Origin of the sequence: Qipengyuania flava (genome assembly GCF_011762005.1) — a bacterium.
GTDB lineage: Bacteria > Pseudomonadota > Alphaproteobacteria > Sphingomonadales > Sphingomonadaceae > Qipengyuania > Qipengyuania flava.
In genome coordinates this window covers 486545-503454 of the sequence record NZ_JAASQU010000002.1, presented here as the reverse complement: position 1 = coordinate 503454, position 16910 = coordinate 486545, and the positions used below count along the sequence as shown (strand labels likewise).

Annotated in this window: 12 protein-coding genes; 1 reads left to right on the top strand and 11 read right to left on the bottom strand. The window is 65.0% G+C overall.

Annotated elements, in window-relative coordinates; genetic code table 11:
- Window positions 1-15 precede the first annotated feature (15 nt).
- The 3 genes from FHS69_RS09040 to FHS69_RS09030 all read right to left on the bottom strand — a co-directional run bounded on the left by FHS69_RS09040 (window position 16) and on the right by FHS69_RS09030 (window position 3671).
- Window positions 16-1356 (bottom strand): cytochrome P450, encoded by a 1341-nt coding sequence (locus FHS69_RS09040; RefSeq protein ID WP_166777428.1) that lies wholly within the window; start codon window positions 1354-1356, stop codon window positions 16-18.
- 126 nt (window positions 1357-1482) lie between these two features.
- Window positions 1483-2694, bottom strand: a complete 1212-nt coding sequence (locus tag FHS69_RS09035; protein ID WP_166777427.1) for an ABC transporter permease — start codon at window positions 2692-2694, stop codon at window positions 1483-1485.
- On the bottom strand, window positions 2691-3671 hold the full coding sequence (locus FHS69_RS09030) for an ABC transporter ATP-binding protein (RefSeq protein ID WP_067501163.1): 981 nt from the start codon (window positions 3669-3671) through the stop codon (window positions 2691-2693). Before FHS69_RS09030 ends, FHS69_RS09035 begins: the two co-directional genes overlap by 4 nt.
- Window positions 3672-3737: 66 nt before the next feature.
- On the opposite strand from FHS69_RS09030, the gene queG reads away from it, so the two are divergent.
- Window positions 3738-4784, top strand: a complete 1047-nt coding sequence (queG, locus tag FHS69_RS09025; protein WP_166777426.1) for a tRNA epoxyqueuosine(34) reductase QueG — start codon at window positions 3738-3740, stop codon at window positions 4782-4784.
- Here queG and FHS69_RS09020 read toward each other — a convergent pair.
- The 8 genes from FHS69_RS09020 to FHS69_RS08985 form a co-directional block, all read right to left on the bottom strand.
- A complete protein-coding gene (locus FHS69_RS09020; RefSeq protein WP_341801734.1) occupies window positions 4781-5935 on the bottom strand; it encodes a CaiB/BaiF CoA transferase family protein in 1155 nt (384 codons plus the stop codon). The two genes, queG and FHS69_RS09020, sit on opposite strands and share 4 nt — an antisense overlap.
- On the bottom strand, window positions 5932-7158 hold the full coding sequence (locus tag FHS69_RS09015) for an NAD(P)/FAD-dependent oxidoreductase (protein ID WP_166777425.1): 1227 nt from the start codon (window positions 7156-7158) through the stop codon (window positions 5932-5934). The genes FHS69_RS09020 and FHS69_RS09015 overlap by 4 nt, the downstream gene beginning before the upstream one ends.
- A gap of 45 nt (window positions 7159-7203) precedes the next feature.
- Entirely contained in the window at window positions 7204-11892 is a 4689-nt protein-coding gene (locus FHS69_RS09010; RefSeq protein WP_166777424.1) for an NAD-glutamate dehydrogenase, read from the bottom strand.
- 176 nt (window positions 11893-12068) lie between these two features.
- Complete coding sequence (locus FHS69_RS09005) at window positions 12069-13046, bottom strand: LLM class flavin-dependent oxidoreductase (protein ID WP_166777423.1); 978 nt, start codon at window positions 13044-13046, stop codon at window positions 12069-12071.
- Window positions 13043-13882 (bottom strand): tetratricopeptide repeat protein, encoded by an 840-nt coding sequence (locus FHS69_RS09000; protein ID WP_166777422.1) that lies wholly within the window; start codon window positions 13880-13882, stop codon window positions 13043-13045. The genes FHS69_RS09005 and FHS69_RS09000 overlap by 4 nt, the downstream gene beginning before the upstream one ends.
- Window positions 13879-14622, bottom strand: a complete 744-nt coding sequence (locus FHS69_RS08995) for an alpha/beta fold hydrolase (RefSeq protein ID WP_166777421.1) — start codon at window positions 14620-14622, stop codon at window positions 13879-13881. The genes FHS69_RS09000 and FHS69_RS08995 overlap by 4 nt, the downstream gene beginning before the upstream one ends.
- A 40-nt stretch (window positions 14623-14662) precedes the next feature.
- Window positions 14663-15742 (bottom strand): M48 family metallopeptidase, encoded by a 1080-nt coding sequence (locus tag FHS69_RS08990; protein WP_166777420.1) that lies wholly within the window; start codon window positions 15740-15742, stop codon window positions 14663-14665.
- Window positions 15743-15746: 4 nt separating this feature from the next.
- Window positions 15747-16838, bottom strand: coding sequence for a YjgN family protein (locus tag FHS69_RS08985; RefSeq protein ID WP_166777419.1), 1092 nt, complete (start codon window positions 16836-16838; stop codon window positions 15747-15749).
- Between the last annotated feature and the right edge of the window lie 72 nt (window positions 16839-16910).

The following is a 16910-nucleotide window of genomic DNA, read 5'->3' as shown; positions in this document are numbered from 1 at the left end:
TTACGCCCGGCCGGATCAGAATTCGGTGATCTCGACCTCGAGTTTGCGGAAGCCATGGACGAAATTGGCGCGAACGCGCTCGATATCGCCCGCGATATGAACGCGCATGCGCCGCTTGTGCATTTCTTCGAGCAGGACCCGCAGTTGCAACTCCGCCAGCCGTGCACCGACACAGCGATGGATGCCGTAGCCGAAGGCGATATGGCGGCGAGCGTTCTCGCGCGTGAGATCGAGCTTGTCGGGGTTCTCGAACACCTCCTCGTCGCGATTGGCCGACAGATACCACAGAACGACCTTCTCGCCTTTCTTGATGGTCTGGCCGAACACCTCGGTGTCCTCGGTGCAGGTGCGGCGCATATGCGCCAGCGGAGTCTGCATGCGGAGCATTTCCTGCACCGCATTGGGGATCACGTCGGGGTTCTGCTCGAACAGCTTGCGCTGCTCGGGGTTTTTGTCGAGCTGGTAGACGAAGCCGCTCATCGAATTGCGCGTGGTGTCGTTGCCGCCCACGATCAGCAGGATCAGATTGCCCATGAATTCCTGCGGGCTCATCTGGTTCATCGCCTCGGAGTGGATCATCATCGAGATGAGATCGTCACCGGGTTCCTTGTCGTGCGTGCGCTCGATCCACAGCGACTGGAAATAGGCCGCCATCTCGTTGAGGAAGCCCCAGCGCATTTCATCGAGATCGCGCACGGTGGCGAGTTCGGTATCGCCCGCCCAATCGGACCAGAAGGTGAGCAGACGGCGGTCTTCCCAAGGGAAGCCGAACAGGATCGCGAGCATGCCCGTGGTCAGTTCGATCGAAACCTTGTCGACCCAGTCGAACACTTCGCCGCGCGGCAGGCTGTCGAGCAGTTCGCCGGTACGCTGGCGGATTTCGCCTTCCATCTCGGCCATGCCGCTGGGCGTGAACTTGGGCGCGACGGTGCGCCGCTGGCCGGTGTGCTGCGGGCGGTCCATGGCGATGAACATCGGCAGTTCGCGCCGCTCCTCGATCCCCGCCTCGGCCAGTTCCTCATCGGTCAGCCGGTTGAGGATGGTGATCCCGCCATGCTCCCAGCTGGAAGAGAAGGTGTCGGGCAGGGCCTCGATATGCTGGATCGCCTTGTGGCCGACCACCGCCCAATAGGGACCGAACGGGCTTTCGGGAATGTAGTGCAGCGGTCCGGCCTCGCGCATTTCGCGGAAGATCGGGTGCCAGGTGTTCTCGGCATAGATGTCGCTGCGGCTGACGTCCCACTTGTGCGGATGGTTGAGCTTGTCCTCGGGATGCTCGGCGAAATGCTGCTTGAGTGCCTGGTAGGCACTGGGCGTCGTGCGGCACTGCGGACGTTCGATAGCGGCGGTTGCCATGTATTCTCTCCTCGCAGGAGCGACTCTCGACGCCGCTCTCTCTGATTGCCACCATCCTGCCTTAACTGACACATGTGTCAATAGTGCGTTGCAATTCGCCACCCAATCGCAACGAGGTGCGACGGCTCAGGCGGAGGTCGTCCCGCCGACATGGCCCCTGATAGCGCGCCCACCCTTGCCCGATTTCATCACCCGGCGGCGGAAGATGGTCGCTCCGACCCGGACGAACACCAATACGCAAAGCGCCTGCCAGGCGAGTGCAAGCGCGTGCGGCCATAGCGCGTCCGACTGGGCGGCACGCGCGAGCATGGCGAAGGGCGAGGAGAGCGGGAAAATCGCGGCAAACAGTTCGAGCGGCGAACCGGGACGCGTAATCGACGAGGCAGCCAGGAAGAAAACGAGCAATTGCGCCATGGTGACCGGCATAGACAGCGTCTGCACTTCGCGCACCGTCGCGGCCATCCCGCCGATGGTCAGGAACAGCGACCCGAGCAGCAGATAACCCATGGCGAAATAGAGCAGGCCCAGCGTCGCGAAAAGCGGCCAGCCGAGCGCGGGCTCGGGCAGTTGCGGTAAGGCGTTTCCGGCAAGCAGCGCGATGGCACTGCCGACCGCGCCCCAGACCGCGATGCCGACGAGACTGACGCCAAGCATGGCAGCCAGTTTCCCGAGGAAGACCGCATCCATCGGGATCGCTGCAGCGAGAACCTCGATGACCTTGTTGGCCTTCTCTTCCACCAGATTGGACAGGACCATGCCCGCCAGCAGCATCATCAGCAGGAACAGCAGCAACTGCCCTGCCTGGGCCGTGCGGATGCGGTCGCTGCGCTGGGCGGCAATGCTGGTGGCGACCGGATTGGCAGTGATCTCGGGATAGGAACGGCTGTCGCTTGCGCTTGCCTCCGCGACCAGAATGGCGATCGGCCCGCGCCATCTCTCGATCGCGTCCGCCGGGGCGGTGATCTCGGGCCGGCCCAGCGAGCCGCTCACGACCGCGACGTAATTGCGGCCGGGCTCGCGCAGGATCGTCTCGGGAGCGGCGGAACTGTCCGTGGCGGCGAGTTCGGGAAGCGCAGAGCCGATCTGCGGCGCAAGCCGTGCCTGCGCATCGCGCATGGCAGCGGTATCCGCCTCGGACATGGCGACGGCGACCAGCCGCGTATTCGCATCGCGCTGGACCTGCCCTCCGATGCCTCCCGCCAGCGCACCGATCACGATTGGGAACAGCGGGCCGAGCAGGAAGAAGAGAAAGGCGCGGCTGAACAGGATGGCGTGGAAATCCCGGCGAGCGACGACGCGCGCCGCCTCGAGCCGCGAAAGGCGGGTGGTATCGGTCATCGGCTTGCTCCCGCCGCGGTTTCTTCGGCCAGCGCCCGCGCGGCCGCTTCGCCTGCGATCTCGACGAAGGCATCGTGCAATCCCGCGCGCTCGATCGAAAGCGAGAGGATGCCCGCTTCGCCGTCGATCAGCGGCTTGAGCAGCGCTTCGATTCCCGTCTCGGGAACGGGGAAATACCAGAAATGGCTGCCGCCAGCCTTGGCGTCGTGTCGCGCGGTGTCGGGCAGGGCAGCGCGCCAGGGGCCATCGCCGCTCCGCGTCTCGAGCCGCACCTGCGCGGGGATGCGATCACGTGCCACGTCCACCGAACCGGCATAGGGAACCTTGCCCCCGGCGATGATCGCGACATCGTCGCACAGGCGTTCGGCGTGATGGATCACATGGGTCGAGAAGATCACGGTGGTGCCGTCATCGGCCAATGCGCGGATCATCACCTCGAGCTTGCCCTGGTTGATCGCATCGAGTCCGCTGAAAGGCTCGTCGAAAACGACCAGCCGCGGCCGATGCACCAGCGTTCCCAGCAATTGTACGGTCTGCGCCATGCCCTTGGACAATTGGCGGATCTGGCGATCGACGGCGTGACCGAGTCCGTGGCGCTCGAGCAATTCGCGGCCTCTGGCGCGCCCTTCGGCCAGGGACAGACCACGTAGCGCGCCCATGAAGGCGATCGCCTCGTCGCATTTCATCGCCGGATAAAGCCCGCGTTCCTCTGGCAGGTAGCCAATCAGCTTGGCGACTTCGTGCGGGCGATCGTTGCCGAAGATACGCCGAACGCCCTGGTCCGGATCGATGATCCCCAGCAGCATCCGCAGGGTCGTCGTCTTGCCCGCCCCATTGGGGCCGAGAATGCCGTAGATCGCCCCCTCGGGCACCTCTATGTCCACTCCGTCCACCGCGAGCGTATCATCGAATCGCTTGACCAGTCCGCGGGCCTCGATTGCCAGCGAACGGTTGTCCCCGGAAGCGGGGCGCGTCATGGAGCCTGTCTCGATAAGCATGCAGCCATGGCTAGGGGCTGGCAGTGAACGGGAGTACGCGCAAGCATGGTTAATGCGGAGTTGCAGGCGGAACTGCGTGCGGAGGCGACCCGGGTGGGATTCGCCACCTGCGGTTTCACCGCGGCAACACCCGATGCGCAGCGCGCCGAACGGCTCGAACGGTTTCTCGGCGAGGGCCGCCACGGTTCAATGGAATGGATGGAGGCCCGCAAGACCCAGCGCGCTTCGCCGCAGGGGCTCTGGCCCGAAGCCAGCAGCGTCATTGCGCTGGGCATGAGCTATGCGCCCGATATCGATCCGCTGGCACTTGCAGAGGACCCGGAGAAGGCGCGCATTTCGGTTTATGCGCAGGGGCGCGACTATCACGATGTGGTCAAGAAGGCGCTCAAGGCGCTCGCGCGCTGGCTGATCGAACGCGAACCCGTGAGCGAGCTCAAGGTCTTCGTCGATACCGCGCCGGTGATGGAGAAGCCGCTTGGCGAGGCCGCCGGAATCGGTTGGCAGGGCAAGCACACCAATCTGGTCAGCCGGAGCCACGGCAGCTGGCTTTTCCTCGGCGCGATCTACTCGACGCTCCGCTTCGAACCGGACGCACCCCATGCCGACCGCTGCGGCCAATGTCGCGCCTGCCAGGATGCGTGCCCTACCGATGCCTTCCCTGCGCCATACCAGCTCGATGCCCGCCGGTGCATTTCCTACCTCACCATCGAACACAAGGGGCCGATACCCGAGCAATTTCGCGGCGCGCTCGGCAACCGCATCTATGGCTGCGACGATTGCCTTGCCGTCTGCCCCTGGAACAAGTTCGCCGACACAGCGCACCGGCATATCAAGCTGGCTCCCCGCGCCGAACTCGAGGCGCCCGAACTGGCGCAATTCCTCCAGTTCGACGATGCGGGCTTCAGGCAGTTCTTCTCGGGTTCGCCGATCAAGCGCATCGGCCGCGACCGGTTCGTACGCAATTGCCTCTACGCTGCAGGCAATAGCGGCGCAGCGCAGCTACTCCCGTTGGTCTCGGGCCTGTGCAGCGATCCGGATTCGGTCGTCGCCGATGCTGCGCGATGGGCCGCGCAGCGGCTCACCGCCGCCTAGCGATAGATGCTGTCGTGTTCGCCCAGTCGCGGGGCGGGCGCCGGATCGGGGGCATCCCATCCCGAAAAGCGCGAAGGTTCGCGCATTTCGACCATGGCTCCCTCGCTCGGATGTTCGCGGCGCAGAAAAAAGCCCGAAGCGTGGAGGTGCGGCTCCGACGCCATATCGGCCATGTCGCGTACGGGCATGGCGGGGATCGCATTGGCATGCATCAGTTCGACAAGTTCGCTGGTTGCGAAGTCTGTGCTCAGTTCGGCAATGCGCGTGTAGAGCTCGGGCTGGCCCGCCACCAATCCTTCGACCGTGGCGAAGCGTTCTTGTGTCGCAAAGGCTTCGTCGCCCATCAACGCGACAACCTTGGTGAAATGATCGAGCCGGTAAGGCACGATGCTGACATGCCCGTCCCGGGTGGGGAAGGGTTGGCGATGCGGATCGACCTGTCGAGCGTAGCAGGCATCGCCGACCGGAGGGTCGAATGTGTTGCCGCCCAGATGTTCCTTGAGCATGAAGCTGCTGAACGCCTCGAACATGGGAATTTCGACATGCTGTCCGGCGCCCGTGCGCAGGCGATGGATGACCGCACCCATCACGGCATAGGCGGCGTGCAACCCGGCTACCTTGTCCGCGATCAGCGAAGGCAGGTAGCGTGGGCGAGGATCGCCATCGGCGCGCGGAAGCAGTGTTGCCGTCCCGCTCGCGGCCTGGATGACATCGTCATAGGCCTGCAGCCCGGCATAGGGCCCACCCGATCCGAATCCCACGCAATGCGCGTAGATGATGTCGGGGGCGAGCTCACGGACGGTGTCGTAGTCGAAGCCCAGCCGTGCGATCGCTTCGGCGCGAACGTTGTGGATGAAGATGTCGGCGTCGCACAGCAGGTCGCTCAGTATCCTTCGGTCGGCATCCTGCTTGAGATCGAGCAGGAGCGACTGCTTGCCGCGGTTGAGCGCGATATAGCCTGGGGCCATCCCCGGCGTGCGTGCGGGACGCGCCGCGTGGCGAAAGACATCCCCGCCGGGTGCTTCCACCTTGATAACCTCGGCGCCGAAATCGGCGAGGATTTGGGTGCAATAGGGCCCGAAAACGACCGAGGTCATGTCGACCACGCGCAGCCCTTCGAGCATCGGGCGATTGTCGCCCGCTTCGATCACAGCATCTCCTTCAGCGGGACGGAGACATCGGCGAGCGTGTCCGGGGCGACCTCGGCATGCGCCATCACCAGCTTGCGCCCCTGTGCATAGTCGCGCGTGTTGTTCACGCAATCGAGTGCGATGACCTCTCCTTCGCGCAGATAGATCACGCTGAACTTCTTCTCGGCAGGATCGCCGCGCAACACGGTGGCATCGTAGCCGATGGAGATGCCCACGGTCTGCAAGCGCAGGTCGTATTGGTTCGACCAGAACCACGGCACGGCATCGTAATCCTGCTTGTCGCCCATGATGGCTTTCGCTGCCACGGTGGCCATGTCGTTGGCGTTCTGGACCGATTCCAGCCGGATGACCTTGTTGTCGGCATAGCAATTGGCGTGGCTGGCGCAGTCGCCGATCGCATAGATGTCGTCGAGCGTGGTGCGGCAATAGCTGTCGATGTCGACCCCGTTCGAACCCGCCGCGCCGGCGGCGATCAGCGGACCGACTGAAGGCACGATGCCGATCCCCGCGATCACGACATCGCAAGCGATGCGTTCGCCCGAATCGGTCACCACACCGGTCACGCGGCCGTTCTCGCCTTCGATCGTCTCGACCCCGGTCGAAAGCCTCAGGTCGACGCCCTGCTCGCGGTGGTAGGCTGCGTAGAATTCGGACAGTTCAGGCCCGGCGACGCGCGCGAGTACGCGGTCGAGCATTTCCACCACGGTTACCTTGCAATCGAGCTTGCGCAGCACAGCCGCGGCCTCGAGCCCGATGTATCCGGCGCCGATGATGACCGCGCGCTTGCCGCACCCGCCCAGTTCTCCGCGGAGCGTATCGACATCGCGCCGCGTGCGGATGTAGTGAATGCCCGCATAATCGCTGCCGGGGCAGGACATGCGCCGCGCATCGCCACCGGCCGCCCAGATCAGTTTGCGATAACCGATCCGCGTATCGTCGGAGAGGCCGAGTTCGTGCGCCATGGGGTCGACGTCGTTGACGTTGCGGCCCAGCCGCAGATCGATCTGCTTGTCCGCCCAGAACTGTTCGGGGCGGATCTGGATACGTTCGAAGGGCTTTTCGCCCGCGAGGTATTCCTTCGACAGCGGCGGGCGCTCGTAGGGCGGATTGCGGTCGCGGCTGACCATGAGGATCGATCCCTCATGCCCGTTCTGGCGGAGCGCAATTGCAGCCTGGGCACCGCCATGCCCCGATCCCACGATGACGACGTCGTAATGTTCCATCGCCGCACTGGCTGGCGCGAAATCGCCAGCCGGTCAAGCGGAGCGCTACCGGCCCAGCAGATTGCGCGCCATGCTGGCCACTTGCGCGAGCATCGCCGGGGCGACCGGGGACTGCGCCTGCGCACGCGCGATCATCGAGCGGAAACTGCGTACTGCGACCGCTTGTTCCTCGGCCCACTTGCCCACGATGCCCGGCATGTCCTTCTTCGCGTCCTTGCGCCGTGCCAGTCGGCGAAGCAGGTCGAGCCGCATTTGCTGGAAATCGCGCGCAAGTCCCGACACCAGCAGGCGTTCCCAGACATCGGAGGGGCTCATCAAGGCAGCGGTCGACTGGGCCCAGTCGAGGCCCAGTCGGCGGCCCACCTCGGTGAAGGCTTCGGTCAGGCCGATCGGAGGAATTCCCGTCTCGCTCGCGAGCTTCGCGAGACCGACCGCGCCATCGAGATCGTACAGATGCGCGACACGGGCGGCGAGTTCCTCCGGCGCCCCGGCCGAGACGAGTTGTTCGCGCAGGCGATCGGATTGCAGCCGCGATTCGCTGCTGAGCAATTGCGTGGTCGCACCCGCCAGCTTGGTCACCGCCTTGCCGATTTCTTCCACCAGCGCACCCGGATCGACATTGCCCGCCGAAGTGCGCAGGATATCGGACATCAGATTACCTGCCGCTGCGGCGATGCGATCGAACAGCATCAGACGGGCATTTTCGGGCATCGTCGAAGCGTCGATCGCGGCCCACAGTGCGGGCAGGTCGAACAAGTGTTCGGCGGCCAGGAATGCCGCTGCAACCTGGTTCAGCTCTGCCCCTTCCTCTTCGGCGAGTTCGAAGGGATGGACCACGCCCATGCGGTTGACGATCCGGTTGGCCAGCTTGGTTGCGATGATCTCGCGGCGCAGCTGGTGGGTTTCGATCTGCGTCTTGAACTTCTTGCGCATCGGCACGGGGAAGGCCGCGAACAGAGTCGCCTCGAGCAGCGCGTCGTCGGCCAGTGTCCCGCGCTCGATCGCGTCCTGCAAAACCAGTTTGGAGGATGACAGCAGTACCGCCAGTTCGGGTCGGGTCAGGCCGCTGCCATCGGCCGCGCGGCGCTGCAGGGTCTGGTCGTCGGCCAGACCTTCGGTCCGCCGGTCGAGATTGCCCCCCGCCTCAAGCGTCTCGATGATGTGCCGCTGCGAAGCCATAGCCCGCGCACCGCCGAATTCAGCGATCGACAACGCAAGCGCCTGCAGGCGATTGTCTTCGAGAACGATCTGGCCGACCTCCTCGGTCATCGATTCGAGCAGGGCGACGCGCTTGGGTTCGCTCAGCTTGCCGCTGCGCTTGGCTGCAGCGAGCGCGATCTTGATGTTGACCTCGTTGTCCGAGCAATCGACGCCGGCGGAATTGTCGATGAAATCGGTGTTCGACCGGCCGCCGGCCATGGCGAATTCGATCCGCCCGGCCTGCGTGATGCCGAGATTGGCACCCTCGCCGATAACCTTGGCGCGCACTTCCTTGCCATCGACGCGCAGCGCATCATTGGCTGGATCGCCGACCTGTACATTGTTCTCGTGACTGGCCTTGATGTAGGTGCCGATCCCGCCAAACCAGATCAGGTCGATCGGTGCCCTCAGGATCGCGGAAATCAACGCCTCGGGTTCGATCTGCGCCTGTTCGATGCCCAGCTTCGCCTGCATGGCCTTGGACAGCTTGATGGTCTTGGCGTCGCGCGCGAAGACGCCGCCGCCCTTCGAGATCAAGCCTTCATCGTAATCCGCCCAGCTCGATCGTGGCAGGTCGAACAAGCGCTTGCGTTCCTTCCAGCTTGCCGCCGGATCGGGATCGGGATCGAGGAAGATGTGGCGATGGTCGAAGGCCGCGACCAGCTTGATCGCTCGCGACAGCAGCATGCCGTTGCCGAACACGTCGCCCGACATGTCGCCGCAGCCGACCACCTCGATCGGGTCCTCCTGCACATCGATGCCCATCTCGAGGAAGTGGCGCTGGACGCTGACCCAGGCACCCTTGGCGGTGATGCCCATCGCTTTGTGGTCGTAACCCTTCGACCCGCCGCTGGCGAACGCATCGTCGAGCCAGAAGTCCTTCGCTTCGGCGATCGCATTGGCAACATCGGAGAAGGTCGCGGTGCCCTTGTCCGCCGCAACGACGAAATAGGGATCCTCGCCATCGGTGATGACGACATCGCGCGGGTGCACGACCTTATCGTCGACGATGTTGTCGGTGACCGACAGCAGCGTACGGATGAAAGTCTCGTAACTGCCGCGACCTTCGGCGGCCCAGGCTTCGCGATCGATCGCTGGATTGGGCAATTGCTTCGGATAGAAGCCGCCCTTCGCGCCGGTCGGGACGATCACGGCGTTCTTGACCCGCTGCGCCTTCATAAGGCCGAGGATTTCGGTGCGGAAGTCGTCGCGCCGGTCGGACCAGCGCAAGCCGCCGCGCGCCACCGGGCCGCTGCGCAGATGGATCCCTTCGACGCGTCGTGAATAGACGAAGATTTCGCGATAGGGGATCGGTTTGGGCAGGTTCGGCACCTTGGCCGAATCGATCTTGAAAGCGAGCGCCTCGGCTGCAGCCGGGGCAAAGGCGTTGGTGCGCAGGATCGCGTCGATCAGCGAATTGTAGAGCCGCAGCAGGCGGTCGTCATTGATCGCCTTGACCTTGGCCAGCCCGCGCTTGATCGCCGCGCGTGCTTCTTCGATCGCCTTGTCGCGACCGTTGCCGAATTCGGGGTCGTGCCGCGCGGTGAACAGCGCGATCAGCGCGCGCGTGACATCGGGCGCGGCCGCCAGTGCATCGACCACGGTATAAATGGTGAAGCCCATGCCCGCCTGGCGCAGATAGCGATAGAACGCGCGCAACCAGTTGGCCTCGCGCGCGGCGAGCCCGGCCTCGGGCACCAGGCGGTTGAACGGATCGTTCTCGGCCTCGCCATTGAGCACGGCGGCGAGCGCTTCCTCGATCGCGCCGGCGCGATCGACCAGCCCCTTGGGGTCACTCCCTGGCTTGAGATCGAGCAGGAAGTCGTGGATCGTGCCCAACCGACCGTCGTCGAGCACGGTGGGCATTTCGGACCGCACGTAGAACCCGAAGTCTTCCAGCGCGGGAACACCCTCGGACAGGGGCAGGCTGCCCTCTGACTGGTAAAGCTTGAGACGCAGGCAGCCGTCGCTCTCGCGCTCGCAGAAATACATTCGCGCGCCGCGGACAATTTCCTCGCTTTCCAGGCTCGCGCCCAGATCGTGCAGGCGTGCGATATCGAGCGCGGCTTCGCGCGGTCCGAAGCGTCCACGGAAACCCGTCGGGAAGTGATCGGCGAAACGCATTGCAAGCGCAGCAGCGCGCGATCCGTCCTCGACCGTGCCGAGCTCGGCCTCTACCGCTTCGCTCCAGCCACGCAGCAGCGTCTGCATCTGCTCTTCGAGCTGCGCTTCGTCGGGAGCGGTGTCGCCATCGCGGATGTCGAACACGAAGCGGATCGTCGCCAGATTGCCGCCCTCGACTTCGAGGCTCCAGTCGAGCAGACGCGCCGATGCCGCGTCCTCGAGCAGTGTCTGGATCTCCATGCGCACCTGCGTCGCCACCATGTCGCGCGGCAGCCATACGAAGGCGAACAGGTGGCGTGCCAGCGGTGCCTCGACCAGCGCCAGCCGCGGGCGCGGGCGATCGACCAGGCTCATCATGGTGGTCGCGACGCGTTCGACATCGCTTTCGGAAAAGCCGATCAGCAAATCGTGCGGAAGCGTGGTCAATGCGTGGACCAGCGCCTTGCCTGCATGGCCCGTGTCGTCGAAGCCATGACGCGTCCGCAGCGTATCGAGCTGGTTCCGCAGGCGAGGCACCTGCCGCGGGGGCGCTGCCAGCGCCGCGCTGGTCCAAACGCCCGCATGGACCGACAGCGCGACCGTCGTCCCCTGCTGAGTGACCGGCACGATGAACAGGTCTAGCGGAACGCGGCGATGGACGTTGCTGAGATGGTTCGCCTTGATGATCAACGGGCGGCGATCGTCCTTGGCATTCTCGAACCAGGCGAAAGCGCGGTCGTAGGAGGCTTCGGCAAGCAATTCGCGCGCGCTCTTGCGGCAGATGCCCAGTTCGTCGTCCTGTCGCCCGTCGCGATAGCGCGTGACATGGCCAAGCTGCGTGAGCATGCCCGAATTGAGCCATTGCAGCAGTTCGGCGCCTTCCGCGTCCGCCGATGCAATGCGCTCGGCGTCCTGCGACATGGCCTTCTGCAGTTCGGGCCAGTCGGTCACTGCCGCGCGCACATCGCCCAGCGTCGTCTTGAGCGTTTCCTGAAGCTGGCGGCGGGTCTTGGCGTCGACGCGTGCCGCTTCGATGTAGATCATCGATTCCCAGAATGCGTCGTCGGGATCGCCGTCGGGAATCGCCTCGAGCTTGCCCTTGCTGTCGCGTTCCACCGGGATGACCGGATGCACCAGTCGGTCGATCGACAGACCCAACGCGGCGATGGTCGCGGCGATCGAATCGACGAGGAACGGCATGTCGTCATTGATGATCGCGATACGGGTCAGCCGACGTTCGTCGCTGATGCTCTCGATCGCCATTGCCGACCGACCGCGCGTGCGCTGGCTTGCCAGTTCGCCGACGAACTGGGCGGCATCCGCCAGCCGGGCCTTGTCGAACGGCGTGTCCCCGCGCAGCAGCGACAGCCGCATGCGTTCGGTGATGGCGTTTTGAAGCTTTTTCGGAAGCGCGGCAGTTGTCGAACCCATGCGGGGCCTCTCTCCTGGCGGCGCATGATCATTTCCGCGCCACGAAATATCCGAGTCGTGTGCGCCACGACACGGCTCCGCGCCTAGGCCTGTTGCCGCGCCCTCGCAAGGTGCTGCAGACGCAATTGCGCAATCCTATGCACGCCCCCGTGCCAGACAGGCGACGTTACGGCACGCTAGCTCCCGAGCGCACTCATCGCGAGGCGCAGCGAACGGCAGCGCGCCTCGCCATCGAACATGCTGCCGCCGAAAACGATCTCGTCCGCACCGGTCCGTGCGATGAAGCCGCGCACCGCTTCGGCGGCCTGCTGCGGGGTGCCCGTCGCGCTGGCCTGGCCGATGTGCGCCAGCATCGCCTGCGCTCGTGCAGGCAGGCTCTCGCGATAGCCGCGGACCGGCGGAGGGAGCTTGCCCGGTGTCCCCGTCCGAAGGGCCACGAACGCCTGCAATTGCGAGGAGGCGAGATATTCGGCCTCTTCCTCGGTTTCGGCAACGAACAGGTTCATGGCCGCCATCACATGCGGCTTTGCGCAATGCGCGGATGGTTGGAAATCGCGGCGATAGAGGGCGAGTGCATTGTCTAGGTGGTCAGGTGCAAAATGGCTCGCGAAGGCATAGGGCAGGCCGAGTTTCGCTGCGAGCTGGGCGCCGAAGAGGCTCGACCCCAGCATCCAGAACTCGGGCTTCGCGCCCAGGCCGGGTGTCGGATGGATTGCGGTCTCGCCAGCCATCAGTGCCATCAACTCGGCCACATCCTGCGGGAACATCTCGGCCGCGCGGTGCAGATCCTTGCGCAGCGCGCGCTGAAGTTCGGGGCCGGCGCCGGGCGCGCGCCCGAGCCCGAGATCGACGCGACCGGGAAACAGCGCATCGAGTGTGCCGAACTGCTCGGCAATCTGGAACGGCGTGTGGTTGGGCAGCATGATCCCGCCCGAGCCGATGCGGATGGTCGAGGTGGCGTTGCCGATATGCGCGAGCACGACCGAGGTCGCGCCCCCGGCAATGCCCTGCATCGCGTGATGTTCTGCAATCCAGAAGCGCTTGCAGCCGACCTCTTCCGCCGTCTGTGCCAGGCGCGTCGCTGCGCTGAAAGCGTCCGATACAGTGCCGCCTTCGCGCACGGGGACGAGGTCGAGAACGGAAAAATCGGTCATTCGGCAAGCTGCTCCAGATAGCTGTGGGCACGCGCGGCCTCTTCGCTTTGCGGCGCGACATCGAGCACCGACTGGAAGCTGCGGCGCGCCTCTTCCTCGCGCCCCGAAAGCGCGGCGATCACCCCCGCTTCGAGACCCACCGCAGGGTCCTGCGGTGACAGGGTCGCGGCCTGTGCGATTTGTTCGCGCGCTTCGCCCAGCCGCTCGAGCCGGCGCGAAAGTGTGGCGGACAACAACCATGCCCGCGCATGCGTCGGATCGCTGTTTCTCGCATCAGAAAGCGCAGCGACGGCCTCTTCGTTCCGGCCGAGCGCGACCAGTGCCCGCGCGCGGTCGACCGCCACGCTGGCGAGCAGCGGCATGTCGCCCGAGGATGAGGCGAACCGGATGGCCCGGGCGAAGGCGATTTCCGCAATCGCAGGCTTGCCCTGCGCCATCGCGGCGTTGCCGGACATCGCGGCGAGCCGCGCCTGATAGGCCGGTGCACCCGGCGGGACCTCGTCGGTGGCGAGGTCGAACGCGCGCTGCGCACCTTCGAAATCGTCGAGCCGGACCAGCGACAATCCAAGGCAATGCGCCGATTGCGCCAGTTCGAGCTGGTTGGCCGCCGATTCGCGCCAAAGCTGCGCCATGTCGCTTGCGGCCTCGGCATCGTCGGTCGCCAGCGTCACGCACTCGGCCAGCTTGCCGCCAGAGGTCGCGCTTGCGCTGGGCGGAGTGGCCGCCTGGTCGCGTACGGGCCGGTCGCGCAGCTCCTCGGGGATGCCGGGGAAGGCGCCCTGGGCGGGATTGGGGCCGACCTGCATCAGGAGCAGGGCGAGTGCGGAGGCGATCATGCGGTACCTTTCGAAAGCGCGTCCACCGTGCACAGCAGCAGGGATATGTCCTGATCGCGCGACAAGCGGTGATCGCCGTCCTTTACCAGCGTGACCTGTACATCGTCCGAACGCAGGCTCTGTGCGAGCCGCATGCTGATCTCCCACGGCACGTCGGCGTCGCCTTGCCCGTGGATCAGCCGCACGGGGGCGTCGATCGCAATCGTTCTGCCGAGCAGCAATTGCTCCTGCCCGTCGGCGAAGAAGCCCGGGTGCATGGGTGTCGGTTCAGGGCCGTAGGGATTGTCGTCATACACGGTTTCGCCTGTCAGCAGTCTGGCCTTGTCGGCTTCGTCGCGTCCCCAGTCGGTGAAGTCGGGGGCGGAGGCGATACCGATCACGCCGGCCAGCCGGCTGCCCAGAGCGATGCCGACGGTGAGCATCAGCCAGCCTCCCATGGACGAACCGATGACGATTACCGGCCCCTCGACCACCGTCTCGATCAGCGCCAGCACCTCGTCGCGCCAACGCGAGAGCGTGCCCTCGGTGAAATTGCCCTCGCTCTGCCCGCAGCCCGAATAATCGAGCAGCAGGCAGGATCGCTCATGCGCCTGAGCCCAATCGAACAGCGCAGTGGCCTTGCCGCCCGCCATGTCGGACATATAGCCGGGCAGGAAGACCAGTGTCGGGCCATCGCCCGCGACGAAGCGATAGGCGATGCGACGCCCATCGGGCATGGTGTGAAATTGGATCTCGCTCATGCGCGCATGCTGTCGACGGGTGCAGGCGCAATGGCAAGGGTCAGAAGAATCCGAACTCCTCGGCGTCGGGATCGTCTTCGCACATGGATTTGAGTGCGGCGAACTCCGCTTCGCTGAGCACGGGCGGGTAGTCCGCGCCCTCGCGGGCGGCATCGCGATAGGCTTCCGCGCGTTCCCCGGCCGAAGGATGGCTGGCCAGCCAGCCAAGCACGGCAGAACCTTCCTCTTCGCGATCGCCGTGCTGTTCGGCCATCCGCTCGAAGAAGCCCGCCGCGCCGAGCGGGGAAATGCGGCTTTCGCGCATCCGCGCGCGGGCATAGCTATCGGCCTCGCGCTCGGCCTCGCGCGAATAGCCCATGGCCGCGAGCCCGAAGACCGAGTTGGTCACGCCCGAATCAGCCCCGGCAAGCAGGATGGAAAGGCCGAACTGCCGCAGCAATGCGGTCATCACGTGGCGTTCGCGCACGTGGCCTACTTCGTGGCCGAGAACACCTGCCAGTTCGTCGGGCGTTTCCGCCTGCTGCACCAAGCCGTCGAACAGCAGCACCTGCCCGCCGGGCAGGGCGACTGCGTTGACCATATCCATATTGGCGATGCCTGCGCGGACCTTTTCCTCCGCCGGATCGACCTTGTCGAGTAGCTTGGCGAGCGCGGCATCACCGGCGGGCGTATGGCATATGCGACCGCCGAAATCGCCAATCATGGCCTCGCCGATCTCGCGCTCCCAGCTCGCCGGGATGCGCGGGCCGAGCCAATCCGGAGCGGTCAGGAACAGCGCCACCGCGGCCGCGCTGACAACGGCGAAAGCGGCTACCGATCTGCCGAGGCCAAGCCGATCGATCCATGCGCCATAGTTGCTCTCGGCGGGCAATCGCGCGGCGAGACCCGGCGGCAGCTCCGACGGCAAAATCAGGCGGAAATCCGGGACCGTCTCACGCCGATATACGATTTGGTCCGGGCGATTCTCTGCAAATTGAAGGTCTGCGACGTCGAATTGTGTCTCCACACCGGATGCGTCGAGCGTCAGCCTGTCGGCACCGTCCCATCGCAGCACGCCCGAATGGCGCAAGGCGTTGGTCCCGTCATACCACTCTGCAGCGAGGGAGAAATTCTCCTCCATCGGTTCAGATCGCGCCCATGTCGAAAGCATCGAGCAGGCCCTCGCCATGACGTGCGGTGCGCGTCTGCGACTGGGTCAGTTCGTCGAGCAGGATTTCGCCATGCGCATCGAGATGGGTGACGAAAAACTTCCAATGGCGATACGACAGGAAGACGAAGCCGATGCCGAAGGTCAGTACCACCAGCAGCGCATCGCCGAGCAGCAGCTTGACCCAGTCGAGCGAACTGGCCTCGAAGTGGAAACCGAGGTCGCGCCAGCGGGTCGCGCCGACCACTTCACGGTAGTATTTGGCGTAGAACGCCACCGCGATCAGTCCGAGTCCGAGATAGAAGAACAGTATCAGACCGGCCATACCGATAACCCCGCCGATCTGCGCGCCGCCTTCGCCGCCGATGCCGTATCCGGCGAGCATACCCATCGCGGCCATGACCATGCCACCGATGAAGAACACGAGCGGGGAGAGGTAGAACAGCAGGAAGCGCGCGAAAACATTGCCTGAACGCGCATCGGCTTCGAAGGCGAAGGGGCCGAAGCTCATCCGGTTCCAGCGCTCGTTCCACAGGCTGGTCATCGACCATGGCAGCAGCAGGCCCAGCGGCAGCCAGCCGAGGGCGGTCTTCCACATGTAGGACAGGCCGAAAAGGAAGCCGTTGCTGTTGCTGCCACCGCGAATGCCGCGCCAACGCGTGCGCGAAAGGCGGTAGCGCAGCGCGCGGAAACGGGCGACGCCCAGAAGGTAGAAGATCGCCAGCGCCGCGACTGCCGAAAGCGCGATGCCAAGCGATTCGTACCCGCGCGCGACCAGCGCCTGCGCGACGAAGCTCAGCCCGAAGTAAGGAATGCCGAACAGGACAAAAACCATGACGAAACCAATGAACAGTTCCATTCCGGTTCCGGCCCATTCGAGATTTTCGTCGACGAAACGCGTGCGCGACCACAGGTAGCGGCGCTCCCGTGTGGTTGCCCAGAAACGGTAGACGCCCAAGGTGACGATGGTGAGCAGCAGATTGGGCAACGCGATCCTCGCGAAATCCTGCCAATTGCCCTCGAATGCGAAGGCGCTGTCGGCGTCTTCGTTCTGGTGCGACCCGTTCATGAATAAAAACCCCTTCGATCCCTGATGCCCGGTGGTCGGGGATCGAAGGGGCAGTGTCAATTGCGCTGGCGC